This window comes from Ruegeria sp. YKSD163 (assembly GCF_059612905.1).
In genome coordinates this window covers 13,261-35,281 of the sequence record NZ_JBXWRM010000028.1, presented here as the reverse complement: position 1 = coordinate 35,281, position 22,021 = coordinate 13,261, and the positions used below count along the sequence as shown (strand labels likewise).

General features: G+C 61.5%; 19 protein-coding genes. 5 read left to right on the top strand and 14 right to left on the bottom strand.

Annotated features, from left to right (window positions below):
• Positions 1-33: 33 nt before the first annotated feature.
• Genes AC2FNA_RS22295 through AC2FNA_RS22275 form a run of 5 tightly spaced genes read right to left on the bottom strand, consistent with a single transcriptional unit; the run spans position 34 to position 5,653 of the window.
• On the bottom strand, positions 34-1,323 hold the full coding sequence (locus AC2FNA_RS22295) for a TRAP transporter large permease (protein WP_496830369.1): 1,290 nt from the start codon (positions 1,321-1,323) through the stop codon (positions 34-36).
• Entirely contained in the window at positions 1,320-1,847 is a 528-nt protein-coding gene (locus tag AC2FNA_RS22290; RefSeq protein ID WP_496830367.1) for a TRAP transporter small permease, read from the bottom strand. The genes AC2FNA_RS22295 and AC2FNA_RS22290 overlap by 4 nt, the downstream gene beginning before the upstream one ends.
• A complete protein-coding gene (locus AC2FNA_RS22285) occupies positions 1,844-2,965 on the bottom strand; it encodes a class II histone deacetylase (protein ID WP_496830365.1) in 1,122 nt (373 codons plus the stop codon). Before AC2FNA_RS22285 ends, AC2FNA_RS22290 begins: the two co-directional genes overlap by 4 nt.
• A gap of 54 nt (positions 2,966-3,019) precedes the next feature.
• Positions 3,020-4,069: a TRAP transporter substrate-binding protein DctP gene (gene dctP, locus AC2FNA_RS22280; protein WP_496830363.1), complete on the bottom strand. Its 1,050-nt coding sequence runs from the start codon at positions 4,067-4,069 to the stop codon at positions 3,020-3,022.
• Positions 4,070-4,117: 48 nt separating this feature from the next.
• Positions 4,118-5,653 carry a sulfatase family protein gene (locus tag AC2FNA_RS22275; protein WP_496830361.1) on the bottom strand — a complete coding sequence of 512 codons (1,536 nt, stop codon included), beginning with the start codon at positions 5,651-5,653 and terminating at the stop codon, positions 4,118-4,120.
• A gap of 9 nt (positions 5,654-5,662) precedes the next feature.
• On the opposite strand from AC2FNA_RS22275, the gene AC2FNA_RS22270 reads away from it, so the two are divergent.
• Both AC2FNA_RS22270 and AC2FNA_RS22265 read left to right on the top strand, forming a co-directional pair.
• Entirely contained in the window at positions 5,663-5,848 is a 186-nt protein-coding gene (locus AC2FNA_RS22270) for a hypothetical protein (RefSeq protein ID WP_496830359.1), read from the top strand.
• Positions 5,849-5,891: 43 nt separating this feature from the next.
• Positions 5,892-6,644, top strand: coding sequence for an IclR family transcriptional regulator domain-containing protein (locus AC2FNA_RS22265; RefSeq protein WP_496830357.1), 753 nt, complete (start codon positions 5,892-5,894; stop codon positions 6,642-6,644).
• A 95-nt stretch (positions 6,645-6,739) separates the two neighbouring features.
• Here the strand turns inward: AC2FNA_RS22265 and AC2FNA_RS22260 are convergent, their stop codons facing one another.
• The 8 genes from AC2FNA_RS22260 to hutI form a co-directional block, all read right to left on the bottom strand.
• On the bottom strand, positions 6,740-9,031 hold the full coding sequence (locus AC2FNA_RS22260) for a cytochrome P450/oxidoreductase (protein ID WP_496830355.1): 2,292 nt from the start codon (positions 9,029-9,031) through the stop codon (positions 6,740-6,742).
• Between the two features lie 234 nt (positions 9,032-9,265).
• A complete protein-coding gene (locus tag AC2FNA_RS22255; protein ID WP_496830353.1) occupies positions 9,266-10,816 on the bottom strand; it encodes a TRAP transporter large permease in 1,551 nt (516 codons plus the stop codon).
• Complete coding sequence (locus tag AC2FNA_RS22250) at positions 10,813-11,310, bottom strand: TRAP transporter small permease subunit (protein WP_496830351.1); 498 nt, start codon at positions 11,308-11,310, stop codon at positions 10,813-10,815. Before AC2FNA_RS22250 ends, AC2FNA_RS22255 begins: the two co-directional genes overlap by 4 nt.
• Positions 11,311-11,365: 55 nt before the next feature.
• Entirely contained in the window at positions 11,366-12,451 is a 1,086-nt protein-coding gene (locus tag AC2FNA_RS22245) for a TRAP transporter substrate-binding protein (RefSeq protein ID WP_496830349.1), read from the bottom strand.
• Positions 12,452-12,536: 85 nt separating this feature from the next.
• Positions 12,537-14,207, bottom strand: coding sequence for a urocanate hydratase (hutU, locus tag AC2FNA_RS22240; protein ID WP_496830347.1), 1,671 nt, complete (start codon positions 14,205-14,207; stop codon positions 12,537-12,539).
• Entirely contained in the window at positions 14,204-14,995 is a 792-nt protein-coding gene (gene hutG / locus AC2FNA_RS22235) for an N-formylglutamate deformylase (RefSeq protein WP_496830345.1), read from the bottom strand. Before hutG ends, hutU begins: the two co-directional genes overlap by 4 nt.
• Positions 14,992-16,518, bottom strand: coding sequence for a histidine ammonia-lyase (gene hutH, locus AC2FNA_RS22230; protein WP_496830343.1), 1,527 nt, complete (start codon positions 16,516-16,518; stop codon positions 14,992-14,994). The genes hutG and hutH overlap by 4 nt, the downstream gene beginning before the upstream one ends.
• Positions 16,515-17,717 carry an imidazolonepropionase gene (hutI, locus tag AC2FNA_RS22225; protein WP_496830340.1) on the bottom strand — a complete coding sequence of 401 codons (1,203 nt, stop codon included), beginning with the start codon at positions 17,715-17,717 and terminating at the stop codon, positions 16,515-16,517. Before hutI ends, hutH begins: the two co-directional genes overlap by 4 nt.
• A gap of 72 nt (positions 17,718-17,789) precedes the next feature.
• Here hutI and AC2FNA_RS22220 point away from each other — a divergent pair, with 72 nt between their 5' ends.
• The 3 genes from AC2FNA_RS22220 (at position 17,790) to AC2FNA_RS22210 (ending at position 20,767) form a co-directional block, all read left to right on the top strand.
• Positions 17,790-19,157 (top strand): formimidoylglutamate deiminase, encoded by a 1,368-nt coding sequence (locus tag AC2FNA_RS22220; RefSeq protein ID WP_496830338.1) that lies wholly within the window; start codon positions 17,790-17,792, stop codon positions 19,155-19,157.
• A complete protein-coding gene (gene hutC, locus AC2FNA_RS22215) occupies positions 19,154-19,855 on the top strand; it encodes a histidine utilization transcriptional repressor HutC (RefSeq protein ID WP_496830336.1) in 702 nt (233 codons plus the stop codon). Before AC2FNA_RS22220 ends, hutC begins: the two co-directional genes overlap by 4 nt.
• A 474-nt stretch (positions 19,856-20,329) precedes the next feature.
• The gene (locus AC2FNA_RS22210) at positions 20,330-20,767 is read left to right on the top strand and encodes a DUF1801 domain-containing protein (protein ID WP_496830334.1); all 438 of its coding nucleotides are present in this window, start codon (positions 20,330-20,332) and stop codon (positions 20,765-20,767) included.
• 674 nt (positions 20,768-21,441) lie between these two features.
• Here AC2FNA_RS22210 and AC2FNA_RS22205 read toward each other — a convergent pair.
• The gene (locus tag AC2FNA_RS22205; protein WP_496830332.1) at positions 21,442-21,987 is read right to left on the bottom strand and encodes a transglycosylase SLT domain-containing protein; all 546 of its coding nucleotides are present in this window, start codon (positions 21,985-21,987) and stop codon (positions 21,442-21,444) included.
• Positions 21,988-22,021 lie beyond the last annotated feature (34 nt).

The window sequence follows — 22,021 nt, the reverse complement described above, 5'->3', positions numbered from 1 at the left end:
GTGCCCAAGTCCGTTTGTGACTTGGGCCGTAACCTACATCTTTGATGGCAGCCACAGGGCGAGGGCCGGGAAGGCCAGAACCAGCGCCAGGGCAACCAAACCAGCGAACACAAATGGCCAGACACCGCCAAAGATCGTCCAAAGGTCCACATCCTTGACGACTGATTTGACGACAAAGACGTTCATGCCAATCGGGGGCGTGATGAGGCCCAATTCAATGACGATGATCGCGACGATCCCGAACCAGATCAGATCGACACCCAGGTTGGTCAGGATCGCCGCGAACACCGGGATGGTCAGTAACATCATCGACAAGCTGTCAAAGACGCTGCCCATGACGAGGTAGATTGCGCACATAACCAGAACGACGCCCATCGGCGATAGCTCCATCGCGCTGATGGCCTGAACGATCGTGCCGGTCAGGCCTGCCATGGCCACGAAGTTGGAGAAGGCTACAGCGCCAAATGCGACGACGAAGATCATCGCCGTGGTCACGCCGCATTCGACCAAGGCGCTGACGAGGGCCGAAAAGGTCAACCGCCCGCGACCCCATGCAAAGAGCATGGCCCCGGCGGCTCCGATCCCGGCCGCTTCGGTCGGGGTGAAAACACCCAGATAGATGCCGCCAAGCACGATGAGGAACAACACCAGTATACCCCAGACCCGGGCCAAGGCGCGATAGCGCTCGCCCCAGGGTGTCCTGGGGCCGTTGGGGCCCAATTCGGGGTAGATGAACGTCAGGACCGAAATCGCGCCGATGAAGAGCACAACCAGCAACAGCCCGGGCACGACACCGGCCACGAAGAGCTTGCCGATATCGGAATTGGTCAGGATGCCGTAGATCACCAGCGGCACCGAGGGCGGTATCAGGATCCCGAGAGTGCCGCCAGCGGCGATGGAGGCCGTTGCCAGCCCGTCGCTGTAGCGGTACTTGCGCATGGCGGGCATCGCAACTTTCGACATGGTCGCGGCCGTGGCGAGTGAGCTGCCCGAGACGGCGGAAAACCCTGCACAGGCGGCGATGGTCGTCATCGCCAGCCCGCCGCGCCAATGACTGAGCCACGCATGGGCCGCTCCGTAGAGGTCATCCGAGAGGCGCGCGCGATGCACGAAGGCCCCCATCAGGATGAACAGCGGCAGAGTCGAGAAATTGTAGTTCATCGAGAGGTCGATGATCTGCTGTCCGGCCATCTCGATCGCCGGGATCGTGCCGCGAATATAGGCAAAGCCGAGCGTGCCGATGATCAGCATGCCGAAACCCAAGGGTACGCCGAGAAAACAGATCAGGAAGAGCAGCCCCAGACCGATTAGTGACAAGGTCATTGCGCGCCCTCCGAGGGTCTCGGCCGCAGATGATGCCACAGCATCGCGCATTGGATCAGGACCGCCAGCGCGACAAGCGCGACCATCAGCAACGCCAGCGGATAGATCGGCCATTCAAGATAGCCGGTCACCTGCTGGCTACGTTGCAAGGATCCGTATTGCCGATAGATCAGCGCCGCCAGAAGACACATCCCGGCGATGTTCACCACCATCACCGCCGCTTTCAGCATGTGCGCAGCGCGACCTCGAAACCAGCCCGCGAACAGCGCGACGGATATGTTCTCCTCGGCCCAGACAACGATCGGCAAGGACAGGAACACCAGAAGGGCGAGCAGGAACTGCGCGATCTCGAAGGCACCCGCCAGCGGGGCATTGAACAGGTAGCGCATGAAGACATCGACAAAGATCAGCGCCATCATGGCAAAGGCCACGAAGGCAATCAAAAGCCGCAATGTGCCGAGCAATACCGCCGGCAACGGGATGGTGCCCGTCATCTCGGTTTCAAAGTCGCCGTTGTCGGTCATCGCTGGAAGCCTTTGACAGGAGGGGCCGCCGCAAGCCGCGCTGCGGCGCGGGTGATGACCTCGTTCTGATGGTCCTGCAACGGCGCGGCGCAGGCCGCCGCAATTGCAGGAAGGAACGGGTCAGCCACGTCGGTGCGGATGCCGCTCAGGGACTCAAAGACCGCCAGCGCGAAGAAGGGAACCGTCTGGACGTGGTAGCCACCCTCATGCATAAAAACGATCCGCCCGTCGCAGTGGCGGTCAGCAAAGGCCATGAGCCTGGCGGTGATCGCGCGGTAACTGTCGCTGGACAGCATCATGCGCGCCGTGGGGTCCATGAAGCCCGCATCCAGCCCACAGGCCACGATGATCAGTTCGGTCTGATAAAGGTCAAGCGCGGGCCCAACCACCTGGTCAAGCGTGGCAAGATAGGCCGCCTCGCTGCTGCCCGCTGGCAGTGGAACGTTCAGCGTGTACCCAAACCCGGCACCCTCGCCCTGTTCGCTGCTTTCACCTGCTCGCAAAGGAAAACCGTTTGCCTGGTGCAGCGAAATCGCCAGAACGCGCGGATCGCGCCAGAAAATGGATTGCGCTCCGTTGCCGGGATGGGCGTCGATGTCGATGATCGCGACACGCGACAGGCCCAGCGCGTCCAAGGCATGGGCCGCGGCGACCGCGCAATTGTTGAAAACGCAAAACCCCATCGCCTCGTCTGCCTCGGCGTGGTGGCCCGGCGGGCGCACCAGCGCATAGGCGTTCTGCACCTGACCTCCGACCACGGCTGTCACTGCCGTGATCGCGGCCCCGGCGGCAAGGCGGGCGCTCTCATACCCGCCTTCGCCGATATGCGTGGTCGCTTTGCTGGCGACATTTCCGCCCCCGGCCAGACTGACCCGCTCAACATGGGCGAGATGTTCTGGGGTATGCACCCGCAAAATCTCTTCTGGCGTGGCCATCTTGGGCGCGATCTGAACAAGCTGTTGGGTCAAGCCGCTGGCATCGAGCAGGTTCTTGATGCGGCGCTTGGACTCCATGCTTTCGGGGTGGGCGGCAGGTTCGATCCATGTGCTGCGCGGGCCGAAATGATTGCCGGCGTCATGCCACATCAGCCGTTCATCCCAGATCAATCCGGTCGCCATCTCTTTGCCCCCAAGTTTGGGCCAGGCCTTGGACAAAGGCCTGGCCTGTGGTGATTATTCGGCCAGAACTGCAGCAACCTGCGCCTTGTAGTAGTCATAGACTGCCTGACCGTTCAAACCGGCAGCATTTGCCGTTTCAATCCATGCGGCGTGCATGGGGGCCCATTTCTGGGTCAATTCAGCGTTGAAGGCGTCAGAGGGCACGACGATCTCGCCGCCCTGGTCCCGGTAGGCCTGCACGACCTTTTCGTTCCATGCGTCCGTTTCGGAGGACAGGCGGGCAAAGGCTTCGCCCGAGACGCTTTCGATCGCCGCCTTGTCCGCGTCGTCCAGCGCATCCCACGTGCCCTGATTGATCATCAGGGCAAAGATCGGTGTAAAGACACCGCCTTTCACCATGGTGCAGGATTTCGCGTATTGCGCGGTCTTGAAGGCAAAGGCGTCACCGATGGAAATACCGTTGAAGCCGTCGACGGTGCCCTTTGAGACGAGCGCGTACATCTCTGTCGCGGGGCCTGCCACCACGGGTACGTCCATCGCCTTCATCGCATTTGCGGCATAGCCGGGCAGCGACCACATCTTGAGTGCCTTCAGGGCTTCGGGGGAATCGATCGGATCCTTGAGCGAGCACATCACACCGCCCGGATTGCTCAGAAAGCCGAGAATCTTGACGCCTTCGAGCGTTTCTTTCTCTTCGATGAACTTGGCATAGGTGCGCGCCAGCGCAACCGCGTTCGCTTCGGCAGACTCCGAGATCATCGGCAGCATGCTCAGCTGGATCAGGGGCGCGGCCTGACCCAGAAAGCCGATAAAGGTATGCGACGCATCCACGATTCCGGTGCGCGTGGCATCATAAAGCCGCGGTGCAGGCGCTGCGGCAGTGTCCATGATGCGCACGGTCACGCGCCCTTCGGTTGCTTCGGCGACCTTGGCGGCCCATGCTCCGAAGACCGGCTCGTTCAGCGGATGGCCCGGCGCGATCAGACTGTAGAGCAATTCCTTGGCCTGTGCCGCGGGGGCGATCGTGGTTGCCAACAAGGCGGCAGTCACCGCGGTCGTCATGGTCTTCTTCAATGAGAAGGCCTTTTGCAGTGTGTGTTTCATTCTCAACTCCCTTGGTTGTCGACCGATTGAGCGGTCTTTCTGTTAGGCTCAGGCCCGTCCGGTGGGAAACGGGCTGTGGTCTGCGTGGGTCATCATCTGGTAGGCAAGGCGTTCGAACATTTCGGCGCGCAACCCGGCATGGGCAGGATCGTCGTAGAGGTTGGTCATCTCGTGCGGGTCATTCTGCAGGTCATAAAGCTCGCCCCATTCGGCGCCCTCATAGATCGACAGCCGATACCGCTTCGTCAGAACCGACCGCACCCGCACGGGCTGTTCAAAGCCCAGTGCCGGTTCATGCCCGTCTTCTTCGATCAGCACCGCCTCGACACCCTCTCGCGAGGGGTCTTCAAGGCTGGGGGCCATGTCTGTTCCTTGCATCCCCCAGAACGGCGCGAGACCTGCACGCGACAGGATCGTACGGGCGATATCGACGGTGCTGTGCAGGGCCTTGGTCGGTTGTCCCACTTTGGGCTGGCCCGGCTCGCTCCAGATAAAGGGCACTTTGACCAGGCCTTGATAGTGCAGCGCGGCCTTGAGCATCAGCCCATGGTCACCCATGAAATCGCCGTGATCGCTCATGAAGATCACGATGGTGTTGTCGGTCAGCTCCAGCTCTTCGAGCCGCTGCATGATCCGGCCGACACCGTGGTCGATCATCGCGATCATGCCATAGGTCAGCGCAATGGCTTCGCGCGCTTCGCGCTCGTTCACAGCGTAGGGCAGGGTGCCTTGCGTGTTTGCTCTGCCCTCGGCCCGCGCACGCCGCATGTGCTCCAGCGCAGGCGTCGCCGGATCGCCGGTATTGCAAAGTGACACCGGGGTGGGGATGTCCTTGGGATCGTACATGTCCCAGTATTTGCCGGGCGGCGTGAACGGGTGGTGCGGATCAGGGAAAGACGCCACCAGAAAGAACGGTGTCTCGGGGTTGGCTTTCACCGCGTCCAGGCTCTGCATCGTGCGATCCACGACATAGCGCGTCGGGTAAAGCTCCTCCGGGATACGGGTGCGATAGGCTTGCGGGGTGATGTAGCGCGGGTCGGGGTCCGCGTTTTCCGGGCCGATCAAGCGTTCCACATCCGGGTCATGCGACTTGGCCCAACGCCGCCAACTGCCACCCACGACATCGCCATGCATGGTCGACAGGTCGATCTTGCTGAACCCGTAATAGGGCAAGGTCGGCTCGTGCGCCGGGTCTTCGGCCCAAAGCCGCGTGTTTTCCTGCTCGTAGTCGCCATCCGACCACATGCCCAAACGGGCTTCCGAGGCCTCTGGATCGGGCGGGACCAGCCCATCATACGACCGGCGCGGCATCATGGCTTCGCGGCCTGTCATGTTTTGCAGATGCGATTTCCCGACCAGCTCGGTGTGGTATCCCGCGCGGCGCATCAGTTCGGTCATCGTGTTCGACGACAGACTCAGCGGCGCTCCGTTGCAATGCGCGCCGTGCAGCGACGGCATCCTTCCGGTGAACAATGTTGCCCGGTTCGGCATGCAGATCGGGATCGAGACATAGAAATTCTCGTAGCGTCGTCCTTGTTCGGAAATCTTGTCGATGTTCGGGGTCTTGAGGATGCTGTTGCCCATGCAGGACAGGTGATCGGCCCGCTGCTGATCGGTGATGATGACAAGAAAATTCGGTTTTCCGGCAGGCAAGGTCTGATGTCCCCTTGGCAAGGAATTGTTCGTGACGGTGCAGCCAATCCATCAATGCGGCAAACAGAAATGGCGAAAATTTCACACAACGGAATGTTGTGCTGGTTTTTCGCATTTTTGAAATGACGTGCTAGGATACATCCGAGGAAAACTTTTTCGGAGGCTTGGGATGCAAGCATTGGACCGTGGCCTTGCGGTTATTCAATGCGTGATCGAGAATGGGCCCTGCGGGCTTCACCAGATACACGAGGCGACTGGTCTGCCCAAGCCGACCCTGCTGCGGATTCTCGCCGCCCTTGAAAGCCGGGGTATCATTTTTCGGGCCATCGCTGACAAAAGCTACCAGGTCAGCAGCAACAGTTTTCTGTTCGGCCGGCAGCGCGATCTGAAACTCGTTCTGCAAGAGGCATCCGTGCCGATCCTGTCCAATCTTTGCAAGGATATCGCCTGGCCGACCGATCTGGTGGTGCGCAATGGGCATAGCATGTCAGTGATTGCGTCAAACCGGATGCTCAGCCCCTTTCCGATCAAGCCGACACCGCATGGCCACCAGCCGGACATGCTGCTTACTGCGGTGGGCCGTGCCTATCTGGCGTTTTGCGGCGAGCAGGAGCGCGCCGAAATCATCGCGAGCATCAAAGAAGCAACGCCCGCGCATCCCGAACTGCGCGATCCGAAATCGTTCCCTGAACTGCTTCGGCAGACGCGCGAGCAGGGTTACGGCGTGCGCAGCAAGATCAAGCATGATGGTTTCAGTGCGATAGCTGTTCCCGTCATGGTCAAGGGCAGCCCCGCAGCTTGTATCAACCTGTTCTACTACAAAAGCGCCGTTTCGCAGGAAAACATCGCATCAGACCATCTCGAGCGGTTGACGGCAGCGGCACAGAAGATCGCTGCCGCAATCGACAAGAGCGACGGCTGACCATGTCAAAGCAGAGCTGCTGGGTCGTGGCGCGAACGACTTTTGTCAACATGATTGTCGACGTCGGATAGCGTTCAACCGGTTTTGGCGTGCGGTCAGAGTGCCAGCGAAATCCTGGTGCCCTTGGCCCGCGAACAACAGGTCATCATCCGCTTGCCCGCCGCGCGCTCAGCCTGCGTGAGAACCCGGTCGCGGTGGTCAATCTCGCCTTCGGTCACGGTCGCCTCGCAAGACCCGCAAAGCCCTTCCTTGCAGTCGCAGGTGATATCGATGCCCGCGTCGATCAAAACCTGATGCAAGGTCTGGTCGGGACCGACGGTGAGCGTCAGACCGGAATCCGTGAGCTCTACCTCGAAGGCATGCTCATTCTCGGGGTCGAGCAGGTTCTCGGCGGCGTTGAAATGCTCGAAGTGCAGACTCTGATCGGGCCAGCCTGTTGCCAGCTCCTCCAGTTCCGAGAGCAACCGTTCCGGCCCGCAGGCATAGACAGGTCTCGCCGGAGTGCAGCCCGCAGTGATATCAGCCAGCTTCATCCGCCGTCCGTCGTTCCCTGCATAAAGCGTCAGGTTCTCACCGTGATCCCGTTGGACGCGGGCCAGCAACGGCATATCGGCAAGCGTGCGACCGGCAAAGTGCAGCTCATAGGGCTTGCCCGCCTCTTTGAGCCGGTCAGCCATCGCCAGGATCGGCGTGATGCCGATGCCGCCGGCGATCAGCACATGGCGGTCGTCCGCATCGGCCAAATGGAAATGGTTGTGCGGCCCGGTTGTGCTGACCTTGCTGCCTGTTGCAAGCGTGTCGTGAATATGGATCGACCCGCCGCGCCCGTTCTCTTCGCGCAGGATGGCGACCTGCCAGCGGTTGCGGTCGCCCGCATCGCCGCAGAGCGAATATTTGCGCACGTAGTCGCCAACGATCAGGTCGATATGCGCGCCCGCACTCCATGCCGGCAGCTCCCGCCCGCGCGGATCTTCGAGCGTCAGGTAGAGCACATTGGCGCGTTTTTCGGCCGCGGCCACCATGAGATGACGGATGATCGACCGCTTCTCTGGCGGGCCAATCGGGAAGTCCATCGGCGGGCGGACGGATGCCGGGTCCACCTTCTCGGGGTTGAGCGCGGGATCCCATTCCACCCAGACCTCTTTTGGCCCGCGGAACGAGATATTGGCAGGGTATTCGAACTGCTGATCGGGCTTGAGCCTTATATGCGGCAGGCGGCGGGAAAACTCATCAAGGAAAATGCGCATCTCCATGCGCCCGATGTTCTTGCCCATACATTGGTGGCTGCCATAGCCAAAGGTCAGATGGTCAGAGGAGTTGTCGCGGTAAAGGTCCAGCAGATTAGGGTTTTCGAACTGCCGCTCGTCATGGTTGGCCGAGGCGGTTGCGATCAAGAGCTTCGCGCCCTTCGGGATGGAAACGCCGCCCAACTCGCAATCGCGCGTGGCCTGCCGCCTCCATGCCGCAATCGGGCCGGAGTGGCGCAGGCATTCCTCCACCGCATTGGGAATAAGGCCCGGGTTTTCGAGGATTTCATCCCATACACTCGGCTGGCTCAGCAGCATGCGAATGGCGTTGGCCGAGGCGTTGGCCGTCGTTTCATGCGCGGCCACGAGGATCGCCATCATCATCGAATGCAGATAGGATTCCGTCACGATTTCCGGGTGCTTGAGGTGCTGTCGGATACTCGTCTGCATCCAGCCCGGCGCGTCGGGGTTGGCTTTCATCTTTTCCAGAATACGGCCTGAAGCCTGCCAGAATTTGCCCACCGCTTCGGCCACGGCAAGCTGCTCCTCTGGCTCAGGGCGGCCCCATGTGTTGGTCGTGTGGGCCACGGAAAAGGACTTGAGGTCCTCGATGTCTTCTTCGTCCACGCCGAGAAACTTCAGCGCCACGACCTGCGGGATTTCCCAGAACATGTCGGCCACCAGCTCGGCGCGGCCCTCGTCGATGAACCGGTCCATTGCCTTGCGTGTCAGGTCGCGCACCATGGGCGCGTGATGCTCCAGACGTTCGGGCAGGAAGTCATCCATCAACAGGCGGCGGCGCTGCATATGGGCAGGTTCGTCTTCGTTCACCAGCGTCCTGTTGAGCGCGTAACCGTAGCGGCTCAGGATTTCGGCCGCCTCGGGCGGAGACGGGGTGATTTTCTCAAGCACGATACAAGGGGAAAACAGGATGTTGTCGCGGAAAACGGCTTTGACGTCCTCGAACCTGCTGACGACCCAATAGCCAAGGCGGGGGTTGTAAAACACAGGTTCCTGCGCGCGCGCCCATCGAAGCGCCTCGGCGGGGTCCAGTCGAAATTCATCACCGAAGGCATCAAATTTCTCGGCAAAGGCTGAAACGGGGCATCCCGCCTGCGCTGTTCCGGGGTGTTCCTGCATCCGCTTCCCTGCTCTTTCATTCTATCGGGCTGGCAACAGTCCGCGCGCCTTGGATCATCTGCAAAGTCGCGAAATCGGCGCGCAGGAGCAACCCGTTCAGCCACGCCTTTCACTGAACGAAATTTCCTGCAAAAGTTTCACCAAAGTTGGCATGCAAACCAATGCCAAACTCAGCTGTCGAAAGGAGTGCCGCGTTGGTCGCGGCAGCCGCTGTACAGTGGTCGGAAACAGGCCCTAGAACAGCGCGTTCGGGAGCCAGGTCGCGAGGAAAGGAAGGGCCCAGACAAGCACGACCCCCAAGGCCTGCAAGCCGATGAAGGGAACGACCCCTTTGTATATCTGTTCGGTCCTGATCTCGGGCGGCGCGGCGGCGCGCAGGTAGAACAGGGAAAACCCAAAGGGCGGCGTCAGGAAGCTTGTCTGCAGGTTGATGGCCAGAAGGATGCCCAGCCAGATCGGGTCATGCCCCATCAGGATCAGCGACGGCGCCACGAGCGGCAGCACGATCACCGAGATCTCCACGAAATCGAGGAAGAAGCCAAGCACGAACACAAAGACCATCACGAACAGCAAGGCGCCTGTTGCCCCGCCGGGCAGGTTTTCCAACAGATGGGCGACGCGCTCTTCTCCGCCAAGGCCGATGAAGACCAGCGAGAAGAACCCGGCGGCGAGGATGGTCGCAAAGATCATTGCGGTCATGGTCAGCGTCGAAGACAGAGCGTCGTGGATCATCCTCTGTTGCACGGCAGCGCGCAGGGCGAAGCCGACCGCCGCAAGGCCAATTACCGCCATCACGATGTAGACGCTGCCGATCATCCATTCGAGCGCGCCATTGTCGTTGCGTTGCAGCCGTACCGGATAAGCACCGGCCAGAAGCCCCAGCAAGATCAGCGCGACCGCCCCGATCAGGATTAGTCCCGGATTGATGCCGATCTTGCGCCCGGCCATAAGCAGCGCGCCGATCGCACCGACAGATGCGGCTTCGGTGGGGGTGGCGACGCCTCCGAGGATTGCCCCCAGCACCGCGAAGATCAGCAGGATCGGCGGAACAATGGCGGCCATGACCTCGTGGCGGTCAGGTTTCGCCAGCCCGATGTCGGCGGGTGGCATGTCCTGCGGACGAACTGCGCCACGTATCAGGATGTAGAGCAGGTACAGCGTGACCAGCAAAAGACCGGGAACGATCGCCGCGGCAAAGAACTGGCCGACGGACAGCGCCTCGACAGAAAACTTGCCTTGTTCGTATTGTGCCTGCTGATAGGCGTTGGACATCACATCCGCGAGGATGATCAAAAGCGTCGAGGGCGGGATGATCTGCCCCAGCGTACCTGCGGTGCACACGATGCCCGAGGCGACGGATGGGCTGTATCCCGCGCGCAGCATGGAGGGCAGGGCGATCATGCCCATCGCCACAACCGTCGCGCCGACAATTCCCGTCGAGGCCGCCAGCAGCGCGCCCACCAGAACAACCGAGATGCCAAGCCCCCCGCGCAACTGGCCGAAACTGCGCCCCATCGTGTCGAGCAGGTCTTCGGCGATCCTGCTCTTTTCCAGGATGGCGCCCATCAGGACGAAGACCGGGATCGCGATCAGCGTCGTGTTCGTGATCAGCCCGAAGGCGCGTTGCCCCAGAGCACCCAGCAAGGACACGTCCATGACGCCCAGCGTCCAGCCGAGATAGGCGAAAGCGACGGCAACGCCGGCAATGGCAAAGGACACCGGAAAGCCGGAGAGGATCGCAACCATCAGGGCGCCGAACATGATCAGGTCGAGATACTCGGTCATGCCCTGGCTCCTTCGTGGAACAGGCGCACCAGAAGCGACAGCGACTGAAGCAGGATCAGAATGCAGAAGGCTGGGATCAGGGACTTGAGCAGAAAGACCGCCTCGATCCCGCCGACCGAAATCGGGCCTTCGAGGATCTTCCACGAATTGCGAACCGAAGGCCAAGACCAGTAGAGCAGGGCCACCATGGACGGGATCAGCAGGAAGACATGCCCGAAGATATCGATGCGTCGCCGGGCGGTCTCGCTAACCTTGGCATAGAAGACATCCACGCGGACGTGCTTGTCGACCAGCAGGGTGTATCCCGCGCCCAGCATGAACAGGGTGGCGTGCATGTAGAGCACGCTCTCCTGCGCGGCGATGGAGTTGAAGCCGAATACATAACGCCCGATGACGATACAGAATTGAACCAGGACCATGATCAGCGCCAGCCAGCGGACCACATCCGCGACGATGGTGTTCATCCGGTCGATTGCATGTGCAATGCCAAGCATCATCCAGCCCCTGCGAAAGGAGGTGCGCGACGCCGGGCCGCGCACCTTTTGAGCGTCAGTAGCCGAAGACGCCAGCGCGGGCGTTCATCTGGCCATTGTCGGCATAGGACATGTAGCCACCCACCAGATCGCGGTAGGCGATGAAGCTTTCGGTGATGCGCACCACCAGTTCATCATCGTCGGCGCGGTATTCTTCCATGATCTCGCCCGCGGCCACACCCATTGCCGCGATCACGTCATCGGGCAGCTTGTGAACCTGAACGCCGTTCTCCTCGACCAGCGTCTTGAGCGACTGCGCGTGCTTGGTCATGTATTCGGTCCAGACCGGGTTGTAGAGCCCGTGGCAGGCCTGGGTCACGACTTCCTTGAGGTCGTCGGGAAGCTCTGCAAAGACCTGGGCATTCACGCCGCATTCTTCTGCCGAAGAGGGCTCTCCGACGCCGGGCCAGTAGTAGTGCGGGGCAACCTGATAGTAACCCAGTGCCGAATCCGTCCACGGCCCGATGAATTCGCCCGCGTCCAGCGCGCCGGTCTGCAGTGCCTGGAACATTGCCGGGCCGCTCATCGCCTCGGCTGCCATGCCCAGCTTGGCCGCCATTTGCGAGGCAATGCCCGTGGTGCGGAACTTCAGGCCTTTAAGGTCTTCGACCGAGGTGATCTCGTTCTTGAACCAGCCTGCCCATTGCGGGCCGGAGTTGCCGCAGAGGAAGGGCTTGATGCCAAAGCGCGCATACATCTCGTCATAAAGCGCCTGACCGCCGCCGTGATACATCCATCCAAACTGCTCATCTGCGCGCAAGCCAAAGGGTTGTGACCCGAAGAGCAGGATGCCCTTGGATTTGGAGCCCCAATAGGCCGGAACCGCGTGGTACAGCTCTGCCGTGCCTTCGGAGACCGCGTCGAACACGCCATTGCCGGGAACGATCTCGCCGGCGGCATAAAGTGTCACGTTGATCCGGCCGCCTGACAGGGTGGTGATGCGGTCAGCCAGCGTCTGCGCGGCAACGCCCGGTCCGGGCAGGTTCTTGGGCCATGCCGAAACCAGTTTCCAGTTGCGCACGTCCTGCGCAATTGCAGGGGCCGCAAGCGTGGTTGTGGCGGTGCCGAGAGCGGCTGTCGTCAGGAATTTCCGTCTATCCATCGTTGGTTCTCCTTGTGGACAAGTTCATGGTGGGTTGGGGTTGGATGCCGCTGACCGTCTTGCGCGATCATTCGGCGGGAATTGATCAGCCAAGGATGCGTGGCAGGCGCAGCCCATGTTCGCGGGCGCAGGCGATGGCGTCGTCGTAACCTGCGTCCGCATGCCGCCAGACACCGCTCGCGGGATCGTTCCACAGAACGCGCTCAAGGCGCTTGGCTGCTTCGGGTGTGCCATCGGCGCAGATCACCACGCCGGAATGCTGGCTGAACCCCATGCCGACTCCGCCGCCGTGGTGGATGCTGACCCAGGTGGCCCCCGAGGCCGTGTTCACCAGCGCATTGAGTAGCGGCCAGTCGGACACCGCGTCCGATCCATCCTTCATAGCTTCGGTTTCGCGGTTGGGCGAGGCGACCGAGCCGCTGTCGAGGTGGTCACGTCCGATCACGACGGGAGCCTTCAGCTCTCCGCTCGCCACCATCTCGTTGAACGCGAGCCCCGCCTTGTGCCGATCCCCCAGCCCGATCCAGCAGATCCGTGCGGGCAGGCCTTGGAACGCGATCCGCTCGCGTGCCATGTCAAGCCAGTTGTGCAGATGGGCGTTGTCGGGGAACAGCTCTTTCATCTTGGCGTCGGTCTTGTAGATGTCTTCGGGATCACCCGAGAGCGCACACCAGCGGAACGGCCCAACACCGCGACAAAAGAGCGGGCGGATATAGGCGGGCACGAAACCGGGGAAGGCAAAGGCATTTTCCAGCCCTTCTTCCAGCGCCACCTGTCGGATGTTGTTACCGTAATCCAGCGTCGGCACACCGGCGTTCCAGAAATCGACCATCGCCGCCACGTGGGTCTTCATCGACGCGCGCGCGGCTTTTTCAACTGCCTTGGGGTCGCTTTCGCGCTTGGCTTTCCACTCGGCCATGGTCCAGCCCTGCGGCAGGTAGCCGTTGATCGGATCATGGGCGCTGGTCTGATCGGTGACGATATCGGGGCGGATGCCGCGCTTGTAAAGCTCGGGGAACACATCGGCCGCATTGCCCAAAAGCCCGACCGATTTCGCCACTCCCGCCTTGGTCCAGCGGTCGATCATCGCCAGCGCCTCGTCGAGGCTGTCGGCCTTTTCGTCCACGTAGCGGGTGCGCAACCGGAAATCGATGCTGTCGGGGTTGCATTCGACGGCAAGGCAGCAAGCGCCAGCCATGACAGCGGCCAGCGGTTGCGCGCCGCCCATCCCGCCAAGGCCGCCGGTCAGGATCCACTTGCCGGTCAGGTCGCCGCCATAATGCTGCCGACCCGCTTCGGCAAAGGTCTCATACGTGCCCTGAACAATGCCCTGCGTGCCGATATAGATCCACGATCCCGCTGTCATCTGGCCGTACATGGCCAGGCCCTTTTTATCCAGTTCGTTGAAATGGTCCCATGTCGCCCAATGCGGCACGAGGTTAGAGTTGGCGATCAGCACGCGCGGGGCATCGGTGTGGGTCTTGACGATGGCGATGGGCTTGCCGGATTGCACCACCAGCGTCTCGTCGGCCTCCAGCTCCTTGAGGCTGGCGACGATGGTGTCGAAATCCTTCCACGTGCGTGCCGCGCGCCCGATGCCGCCATAGACCACCAGTTCATGCGGGTTCTCGGCCACATCCGGGTGCAGGTTGTTCATCAGCATCCGCATCGCGGCCTCGGTCTGCCAGCTCTTGGCGTTCAGCTCGGTGCCAGTGGGCGGAAAGACATCGCGGGTGTTCTTGCGGGGGTCGCTCATGTGGGCCTCCAGTCGGACAGGGTTTGCAGAATGGTCCTGAGATGCGCGCGCAGCCGGTCCGCACGGTCGGCGTCATAGCTCCACGGCGGGGCTTCGGATGACAGGTAGGTGGACTGTGCCAACTCCATCTGGATGGCGTGCTGCCCATCGGCAGGGCGTCCGTAGCGCCGCGTGGTCCATCCGCCCTTGAAACGCCCGTTGAGGATGCTGTCGTAGCCGTCCGCGGCCTGGCAGATTTGCAGGACAGGCGTCTCGATCTGCGGGTCGCAGGTCGTGCCCTGATTGGTGCCAATGTTGAAATCGGGCAGGGTGCCGTCAAAGAGAAACGGGATATGCGACCGGATCGAATGGCAGTCATAGAGCACCGCGAAACCGTTGACCGCCTTGACCCGCTCAAGTTCCGCCTCAAGGGCTGAATGGTAGGGCGCGTGGTAAATCAGGCGGCGGCGTTCGACTTCTGCAGCGTCGGGCTCTTGCCCCTCGGAATAGATTGGACACCCGTCAAAATCGGTCAGCGGACAAAGCCCCGTGGTGTTCTGATCGGGATAGAGGCTTTGACCCGAGGGGTCGCGGTTCACGTCGATGACATAGCGGTGCACCGTGGTGCGCACGGTTGTGCAGCCGTCGACCAACCCGGCATAGAGCCTGTGGATGTGCCAATCCGTATCCGCAATCGCGCGGCCCGTTTCGTTCAGCCGCTCAACGCAGTCGCGTGGGATGTGCGTGCCGGTATGGGGCAGGCCCAGAACCAGAGGGCTGTTACCGCGGATGATCTCTACAATGCTCAAAGGAATACCTCCAATCCTGCGGCCTGCGCGAACACGTCCTCGGTCACGCAGGTTGCGGCGCGCCCGGTGTCGGCTGCGAGATAGCGGTCCTGCTGCAGGCTGGGCACCACGGCGCGCAGGCTGGCCATCACTGCTTGCAGTCGTGCCGAAGTCTTGAGCGGCGCGCGTTGTTCGATGCCCTGGGCCGCGCGCATTGCTTCGATCTCGATGATGACCGACAGGTTCCCGGTCATGCGTGCCAGACGCCGCGCGCCATGGGCGGCCATGCTCACATGGTCCTCCTGGTTGGCCGAGGTCGGTGTGCTGTCGGTGGAGCAGGGGTTCGCCAGATGTTTGTTCTCGCTCATCAGGGCGGCGGTGGTCACTTCGGCAATCATCAGTCCCGAGTTCAAACCCGGCTCGGGCGTCAGGAAGGGCGGGAGGTCGAAGCTGAGCGTCGGGTCGACCATCAGCGCGACCCGGCGCTGCGCGATAGCCCCGATCTCGGCCACGGCCAGTGCGATCTGGTCGGCGGCAAAGGCCACGGGCTCGGCGTGGAAATTCCCACCCGACAGGATTTCACCAGTCTCGGCAATCAACAGCGGGTTTTCGGTGACCGCGTTCGCCTCCACCTCCAGCGTGCGCCCGGCAAAGCGCAACAGGTCGATGGCGGCCCCGGTGACCTGCGGCTGGCAGCGGATGCAATAAGGGTCCTGCACCCGCGTGTCGCTGTCCCGATGGCTCTCGCGGATGTCGCTGCCGTCCAGAAGTTGCGCCATCGCGGTTGCCGCGTCGATCTGGCCCTGATGCCCCCGCAGTGCGTGAATGGCCGGGTTGAGCGGGGCGGTGGACCCCATGATGTCGTCTGTCGAAAGCGCCGAGGTCACGATCGCCGCCCGCGCCGCGCGCCAGGCCTCGAACAGTCCGGCGAGTGCGCAGGCCGTGGAAAACTGCGTTCCATTGATCAATGCCAGCCCTTCCTTGGGGCCAAGCACAACCGGCACCAGCCCGGCAGCCATCAACGCAGCGCCACCGGACATTGTCCGTCCCTGATATATTGCCTCTCCCTCGCCGATCATCACCGCCGCCATATGGGCCAGCGGGGCGAGGTCGCCCGAGGCACCAACCGAGCCCTGAACCGGGATCACCGGCATCACGCCGCGCGCCAGCATCGCTTCGATCAGGGCGCCAAGTTCCCAGCGGACACCAGACGTGCCTCGGCCAAGCGATGCCAGCTTGAGCGCCATCATCAGCCGCGTTGTGGCTGGCTCCAGCGGCTCCCCAACGCCGCAGCAATGGGACAGGATGAGGTTTCGCTGAAGGGTTTCGGTGTCATCCGCCGCGATCCGCACAGAGGCAAGCTTGCCGAAGCCCGTGTTGACGCCGTAAACCGGCGCGTCGCCGCGTGCGGCGTTGACGATCAGCGCAGCCGATGCCTCGACACCGGCGCGGGCCGATGGGTCCAGCGTCACCGCATCGCAGCTCCGCCACAGGCGTTCCAGTTGCTCCAACGTGGTTGCGCCGGGGGTAAGGTTGTGCGTCACAAGAGACCCCCGAAGATGCGGCTGTGCAGCGGGTTGATCCCGATGCCATAGGGGAGTTCAGCGGGATCGCCGACGTTCCAGATGGCAAGATCGGCGCGCATGCCCGGGGCGATGATGCCGCGATCCTTCAGACCCAGCGCGCGCGCCGCGTTGCGGGTTGTCCCTGCCAAAGCCTCGGCTGGTGTGAGACGGAACAAGGTGCAGCCCATGTTCATTGCCAGCAACAGTGACCCAAGAGGAGACGAGCCGGGGTTCCAGTCGGTGCCAACGGCCATCGGCACGCCGTGATCGCGGAACGCCTGAACCGGGGGCGCTTGGGTTTCGTGGATCGTGTAGAAGGCGCCCGGCAGCAGGACGGCCACCGTGCCGGAGGCGGCCAGCGCCTTGGCGTCTGCCTCGGTGGCATATTCCACGTGGTCGGCAGAGAGCGCCTTGTATCGGGCCGCAAGCGCGGTGCCGCCCAGGAGGCTCAACTGCTCGGCGTGCAGTTTGACGCCCAAGCCCAGAGCCTGGGCCACATCGAACACCCGGGCGATTTGCATGGTGTCAAAGGCGATGCCTTCGCAGAACCCGTCCACCGCATCAACCAAGCCTTCTTTATGCGCCGCGCGCAGCGTCGGAATGCAGATCTCGTCGATATAGCTCTCTGCATCGTGGCCCTTCGGGACAGCGTGTGCGCCAAGGAAGCTGGTCACAACCCGGATCGGCCGAGCCGCGCCCAGGGCACGGGCCACGCGCAGCATCTTGAGTTCGGTGTCCAGGTCCAGCCCGTAACCTGACTTGATCTCGACCGTTGCCACGCCTTGAGCGATCAGCGCGTCGATGCGGGGCAGGGCGCTTTGCAGCAACTCCGCCTCTGAAGCTCCGCGCGTGGCTGCAACAGTGGACACGATGCCGCCCCCGGCACGGGCGATTTCTTCGTAGCTGGCCCCGGTCAGCCGCATCTCGAATTCGCGGGCGCGATTGCCGCCATGGACGACGTGCGTATGGCAGTCGATCAGGGCCGGCGTGACCAGGCGACCGGTGTGGTCGTGGCGCGGCAGTCCGCCATGTTCGGGGGAGATATCAGCGGCCGGACCCACCCAGGCAATGTGGGCGCCGTCCACCACGATGGCGGCATTTTCGACAAGACCATAGGCATTGGCCCCTTCCGCGAAGGTGGCGGCCCTTGCTCCAGAGATCACATAGCTCTGTGCCATTGGTTTCCCTTGGAATATAGCCCCCTTAAAGTTAATATGTAGCTACATAAAAATGTCAATGGAGTTGTTGGCGTGCAAATAGTTCATGCAAGCCAAGTGCTTACGCCAAACGGCTGGCAGTCTGATCTGGAGGTGGCGATCGGCGCAAACGGTCGAATCGAACAGATCGGCCCGGTCTCGCAAACGCCGACGCACCGGACTGCCCTGCTGCTTCCGGCACCGCTCAACCTGCACAGCCATGCCTTCCAGCGCGCCATGGCGGGCCTGACCGAAGCCAGGGGCCCGGACGCGCGCGACAGCTTCTGGAGCTGGCGGCGCCTGATGTACAGGTTTCTCGACCAGCTGACGCCAGACGATGTCGAAGCTATCGCCGGGCTGGTTTTCATGGAGATGCTGGAGGCGGGGTATGGTGCCGTCGCAGAATTCCATTACCTGCATCACGACGTCGGCGGCAGGCCTTATGGGATGCTTGCAGAGATGTCCGAAAGGATCGTGGCTGCTTCAGAGCAGGCCGGGATCGGCCTGACCCTGCTGCCGGTGCACTACCAATATGGCGGCTGTGATCTGCGGCCTTTGAATGGCGGCCAACAACGTTTTGGCAACGATCCCGACCGCTTCCTGCGCCTGCATGCTGACGCGGCGGGTATCATTGACCGCAGCTTTGCGGACAATGCCATTGGGATGGCCCCCCATTCCCTGCGCGCGGTCGATCCGGCAGGGTTGAATGCCATCCTGACCCAGGCCCGGTCTGGCCCGATCCATATGCACCTTGCCGAGCAGGTGGCCGAGGTCGAAGAGGTCCTGGCCCATCTTGGCGCGCCCCCGACGGAGTGGTTGCTGGGCAATCATCCGGTCGACCCGCGATGGTGCCTGATCCATTGCACACAGATGACAGAGGCCGAGACAACCGCCTTGGCGCGGACCGGGGCCGTTGCGGGGCTGTGCCCGATAACGGAGTCGAGCCTCGGTGACGGGATATTCAATGGCACGACCTATTTTGGCGCGGGGGGCACGATCGGTTTCGGATCGGATTCCAACATCCACATCTCGCTCTTCGACGAGTTGAAGACGCTGGAATATTCCCAACGCCTGCGGGACAGGTCACGGGCCGCGCTGGCGATGCCGGACCGGTCGACCGGGCGCGTGCTCTACGAGGCCGCCACGCGAGGCGGTGCACAGGCGGGCGGGCGCGACACTGGCCGGATCGCGGTGGGCGCGCTTGCGGACCTTGTCGGGCTGGACGATGACAATGAATGGCTCTGCAATCGACACGGCGATGCGACGCTCGACAGCCTGATCTTTGGGGGCCGCGGCCAGTCCTGCATCCGCGAGGTCTGGAGCGCTGGTCGGCACGTCGTGACGAACGGTCGCCATGTCAGGCGCGATGCGATAGTTGAACGATACAAGCTGACGATGACACGGTTGGAGACAGATATTTGAACGTGGAAACGCGCATTTCATGGACTGAGGTTCGTGACGAGATCCGCGCGCGGATCCTGAACAGGACTTACGCGCCGGGCGACAAGCTGCCTCGCGATGAGGACATTGCAGCGGAATTGGGCTGTGCCCGCACGACCGTTCAGCGCGCAATGCAGGATTTGTCCCTTGCCGGGCTTGTGGAGCGCAAGCGCAAGGGCGGCACCCATGTCCGGACCGACCCCGTCACCCGCGCCACATTCGACATTCCGATCACCCGGCGCGAGGTCGAGCAACGCGGTGCCAAGTACAATTACCAGCTCATCAGCCGCGAACTGGAGGAGACGCCCATTGAAATCATGGCGCGTTTTGGCATCCAGCAGCCTTCCCAGATGCTGCATGTGAAGGCGTTGCACCTTGCCGACAACCGGCCCTACATCCTTGAGGATCGCTGGATCGACACGACGTCGACGCCGGAGATCCTGAACGTAGACCTCACACGGGAAAGCGCGAACGAATGGCTTGTCCGCCATAAGCCATACAGTCGTATCGAAGTCAGTTTTTCGGCGGTGAACGCGGAAGGCGAGACTGCGAAACACCTCTCTGCCCCTGTTGGCAGCGCCCTGTTCGTCATCGAGCGGACCACATGGATCGGCCCGGCACCGATCACGACCGTGCAGGCCGTGGCTCTTCCGGGGTATCAGCTTTCGGCCCGGAACTGAGCGGGTCGAGTGTGCGGCGGTCAGCCCGTTGCCCCGGAAAGGGGCTTGAATTTCTGTTTGCGCTCTCTTGGGCAAAGGTCGTCTTGCAGGTTTTAGGCGATGCAAGAACGGCCACACCGGGTTGACGCTCCAATACGTCGGTGATGGACTGTCCTTGACTGCGCTCGAACAAACTGTTTCGCGTCTCCATCAGTTGGAAGATTGACGCTCAATCTCCCCAAACACCGCCGAACGCCTGTCGCTGTACGGTTCGGGGTAGCGACAGGTCCCTCTTGTGCGCATGGTGTGCACTGCGGGTCCGTTCGGAATATGAGCCGCTTCGAGGAGATCGCCAAATGCCCCTGAACGCAGCCTTTCTCACTCCCCGTCTGGCTTGTCGCGCACCGCGAACTGCAAACAAGTCGCCGGATAAAGCTGGTGTTTGACAGACTGGCCAGCGCCCCGTCAGTCCGCTGAACACGAAGGGGCAACAGGATGGGTCTGCCATTCGACGATCCTAACGTATTGCGCGCGTTTTCCGCTTTCCCAAGCGCGGCTCGGGAGGGCCTGCTGCATCTGCGCAGACTCATCCTTGAAGTGGCCGCGCGCAGCGAGGGCGTCGGGCATCTTGAACAAATGCTCAAATGGGGTCAGCTCACCTATCTGACGTCAGAGACGAAATCAGGCACGACGATACGGTTCGGCTGTCCCAATGAGGGCGGCTTCGCAGTAGGTGTGCATTGTAAGACCAGAATTGTCGCTGACTTTCAGACAATTCTCCAAAAGCCTTTGCGCATGAAGGCAACCGAGCCATACAATTTTGCATCAGCGGACAATCTGCCAGCAGATAAGCTCGATCTCTTTATCAGAAGTGCACTTAACTATCGTCGCAGGCAGGGTCGTGTCAGGTTTGTAAACGGCCACTGGCACTGATAAGTCTAAGGACCTGTTTGTCCACATTCTGTGAGTTCACGCGCGGCGTAGCGAATGGCGGCAAACGTGCGCGAACGGATTGGAACCAATCCCCTAACGACGAACGGAGAGGGGTAGAGCCGAGCTACCACATCGCGATTAAGGCGCAACATTTGTTGTAACTTGATCGAAAACGGGCTCGGACGAGCAATAAACGGGCCTGAAACATGCTCTGGCGGGACTGCCCAAGCTGCGATAAACGTCTGCAATGAAAAGTAAGTCGCACAATATCGTATCTTGGCGTATGTCTTGCGCACCTATGATGGATGGTGGCGATTTCGGCGGTATTTCAATGGCTTGGGCGATAGCTTGTGCAGCACATGTTCATGTTTAGATCGCATGATTTCGTGCTGCGTCGTGTCCTAGGCGAATGTGGTGGCAAAGGGCGTTGATCGCGTTCATATGGGGTTGCCTCTAGAAGGCTTTCAGCAGAGCCGATAGAAAAAAGTCGGTGAAATTAGGCGACGCGTTTTCAAACAGTTTTGCATCCGACGGCGCAAGTTGGCCTACTCGATGGGCGAGAGCAAGGCTGGCGTCTTAGCTTGAACTGGATAGCCTCGGGAATTCGACCGGGAGCTGATCTGAGCCCGGTCCTCCCGAACATCTGTTCAGTGCTCGGGAGGTTCTCTGATTGATTAGATTCCTGCGACGACGCTTTGAAACTTCACGGCTTTCGGAACTACCTTTTCGACAGCCAGATCAACACCGCCATATTCGTTGGTGAAGCTGCCATCGTGGTGGCGTGCGTAGACATATTCGTCACCGAGATCGGCATGCTTTGCGGCGGCATAGTTATCCATCGTGTGCTCTACGAGTGCACGTGCCTGCTCGTTTACATCCCAGCGGTTGGCATCAGTCAAGCCGTAGACCTCACCGGTCTTGCGGATAAACTGACCCAGGTCATGTGCGCTGGTCGTACCTGCAGCTGCGTCCGGGTTAAAACCGGATTCCACATAGGCGATTGCGAGCACCATCGCTTCCTGTTCGGTGGTCATGCCCGCCAGTTTTGCCTCTGCTCGAATTGCCTCGATGCTTGCGCGCTGGGTGGCGTTGGTTGCGTCACCCCAGATGCGGGAGTTCCCGCGCATCTGGCCATTTTTCACAATCAGAGCGTTGTATGTTGATTTGCACCCGGGAAGTGACCCGGCTAGGGGCGTAATTTTCATTGAGAACTGACCCATGTGACACCTTCCCCTTGGCTGCTGGCAGCAGGGG

Coding starts and splice junctions, on each gene's coding strand:
- AC2FNA_RS22295 (WP_496830369.1), bottom strand. CDS start 1,323: ATGACCTTGTCACTAATCGGTCTGGGGCTGCTCTTCCTGATCTGTTTT.
- AC2FNA_RS22290 (WP_496830367.1), bottom strand. CDS start 1,847: ATGACCGACAACGGCGACTTTGAAACCGAGATGACGGGCACCATCCCG.
- AC2FNA_RS22285 (WP_496830365.1), bottom strand. CDS start 2,965: ATGGCGACCGGATTGATCTGGGATGAACGGCTGATGTGGCATGACGCC.
- dctP (WP_496830363.1), bottom strand. CDS start 4,069: ATGAAACACACACTGCAAAAGGCCTTCTCATTGAAGAAGACCATGACG.
- AC2FNA_RS22275 (WP_496830361.1), bottom strand. CDS start 5,653: ATGGGCAACAGCATCCTCAAGACCCCGAACATCGACAAGATTTCCGAA.
- AC2FNA_RS22265 (WP_496830357.1), top strand. CDS start 5,892: ATGCAAGCATTGGACCGTGGCCTTGCGGTTATTCAATGCGTGATCGAG.
- AC2FNA_RS22260 (WP_496830355.1), bottom strand. CDS start 9,031: ATGCAGGAACACCCCGGAACAGCGCAGGCGGGATGCCCCGTTTCAGCC.
- AC2FNA_RS22255 (WP_496830353.1), bottom strand. CDS start 10,816: ATGACCGAGTATCTCGACCTGATCATGTTCGGCGCCCTGATGGTTGCG.
- AC2FNA_RS22250 (WP_496830351.1), bottom strand. CDS start 11,310: ATGCTTGGCATTGCACATGCAATCGACCGGATGAACACCATCGTCGCG.
- AC2FNA_RS22245 (WP_496830349.1), bottom strand. CDS start 12,451: ATGGATAGACGGAAATTCCTGACGACAGCCGCTCTCGGCACCGCCACA.
- hutU (WP_496830347.1), bottom strand. CDS start 14,207: ATGAGCGACCCCCGCAAGAACACCCGCGATGTCTTTCCGCCCACTGGC.
- hutI (WP_496830340.1), bottom strand. CDS start 17,717: ATGGCACAGAGCTATGTGATCTCTGGAGCAAGGGCCGCCACCTTCGCG.
- AC2FNA_RS22210 (WP_496830334.1), top strand. CDS start 20,330: ATGGGTCTGCCATTCGACGATCCTAACGTATTGCGCGCGTTTTCCGCT.
- AC2FNA_RS22205 (WP_496830332.1), bottom strand. CDS start 21,987: ATGGGTCAGTTCTCAATGAAAATTACGCCCCTAGCCGGGTCACTTCCC.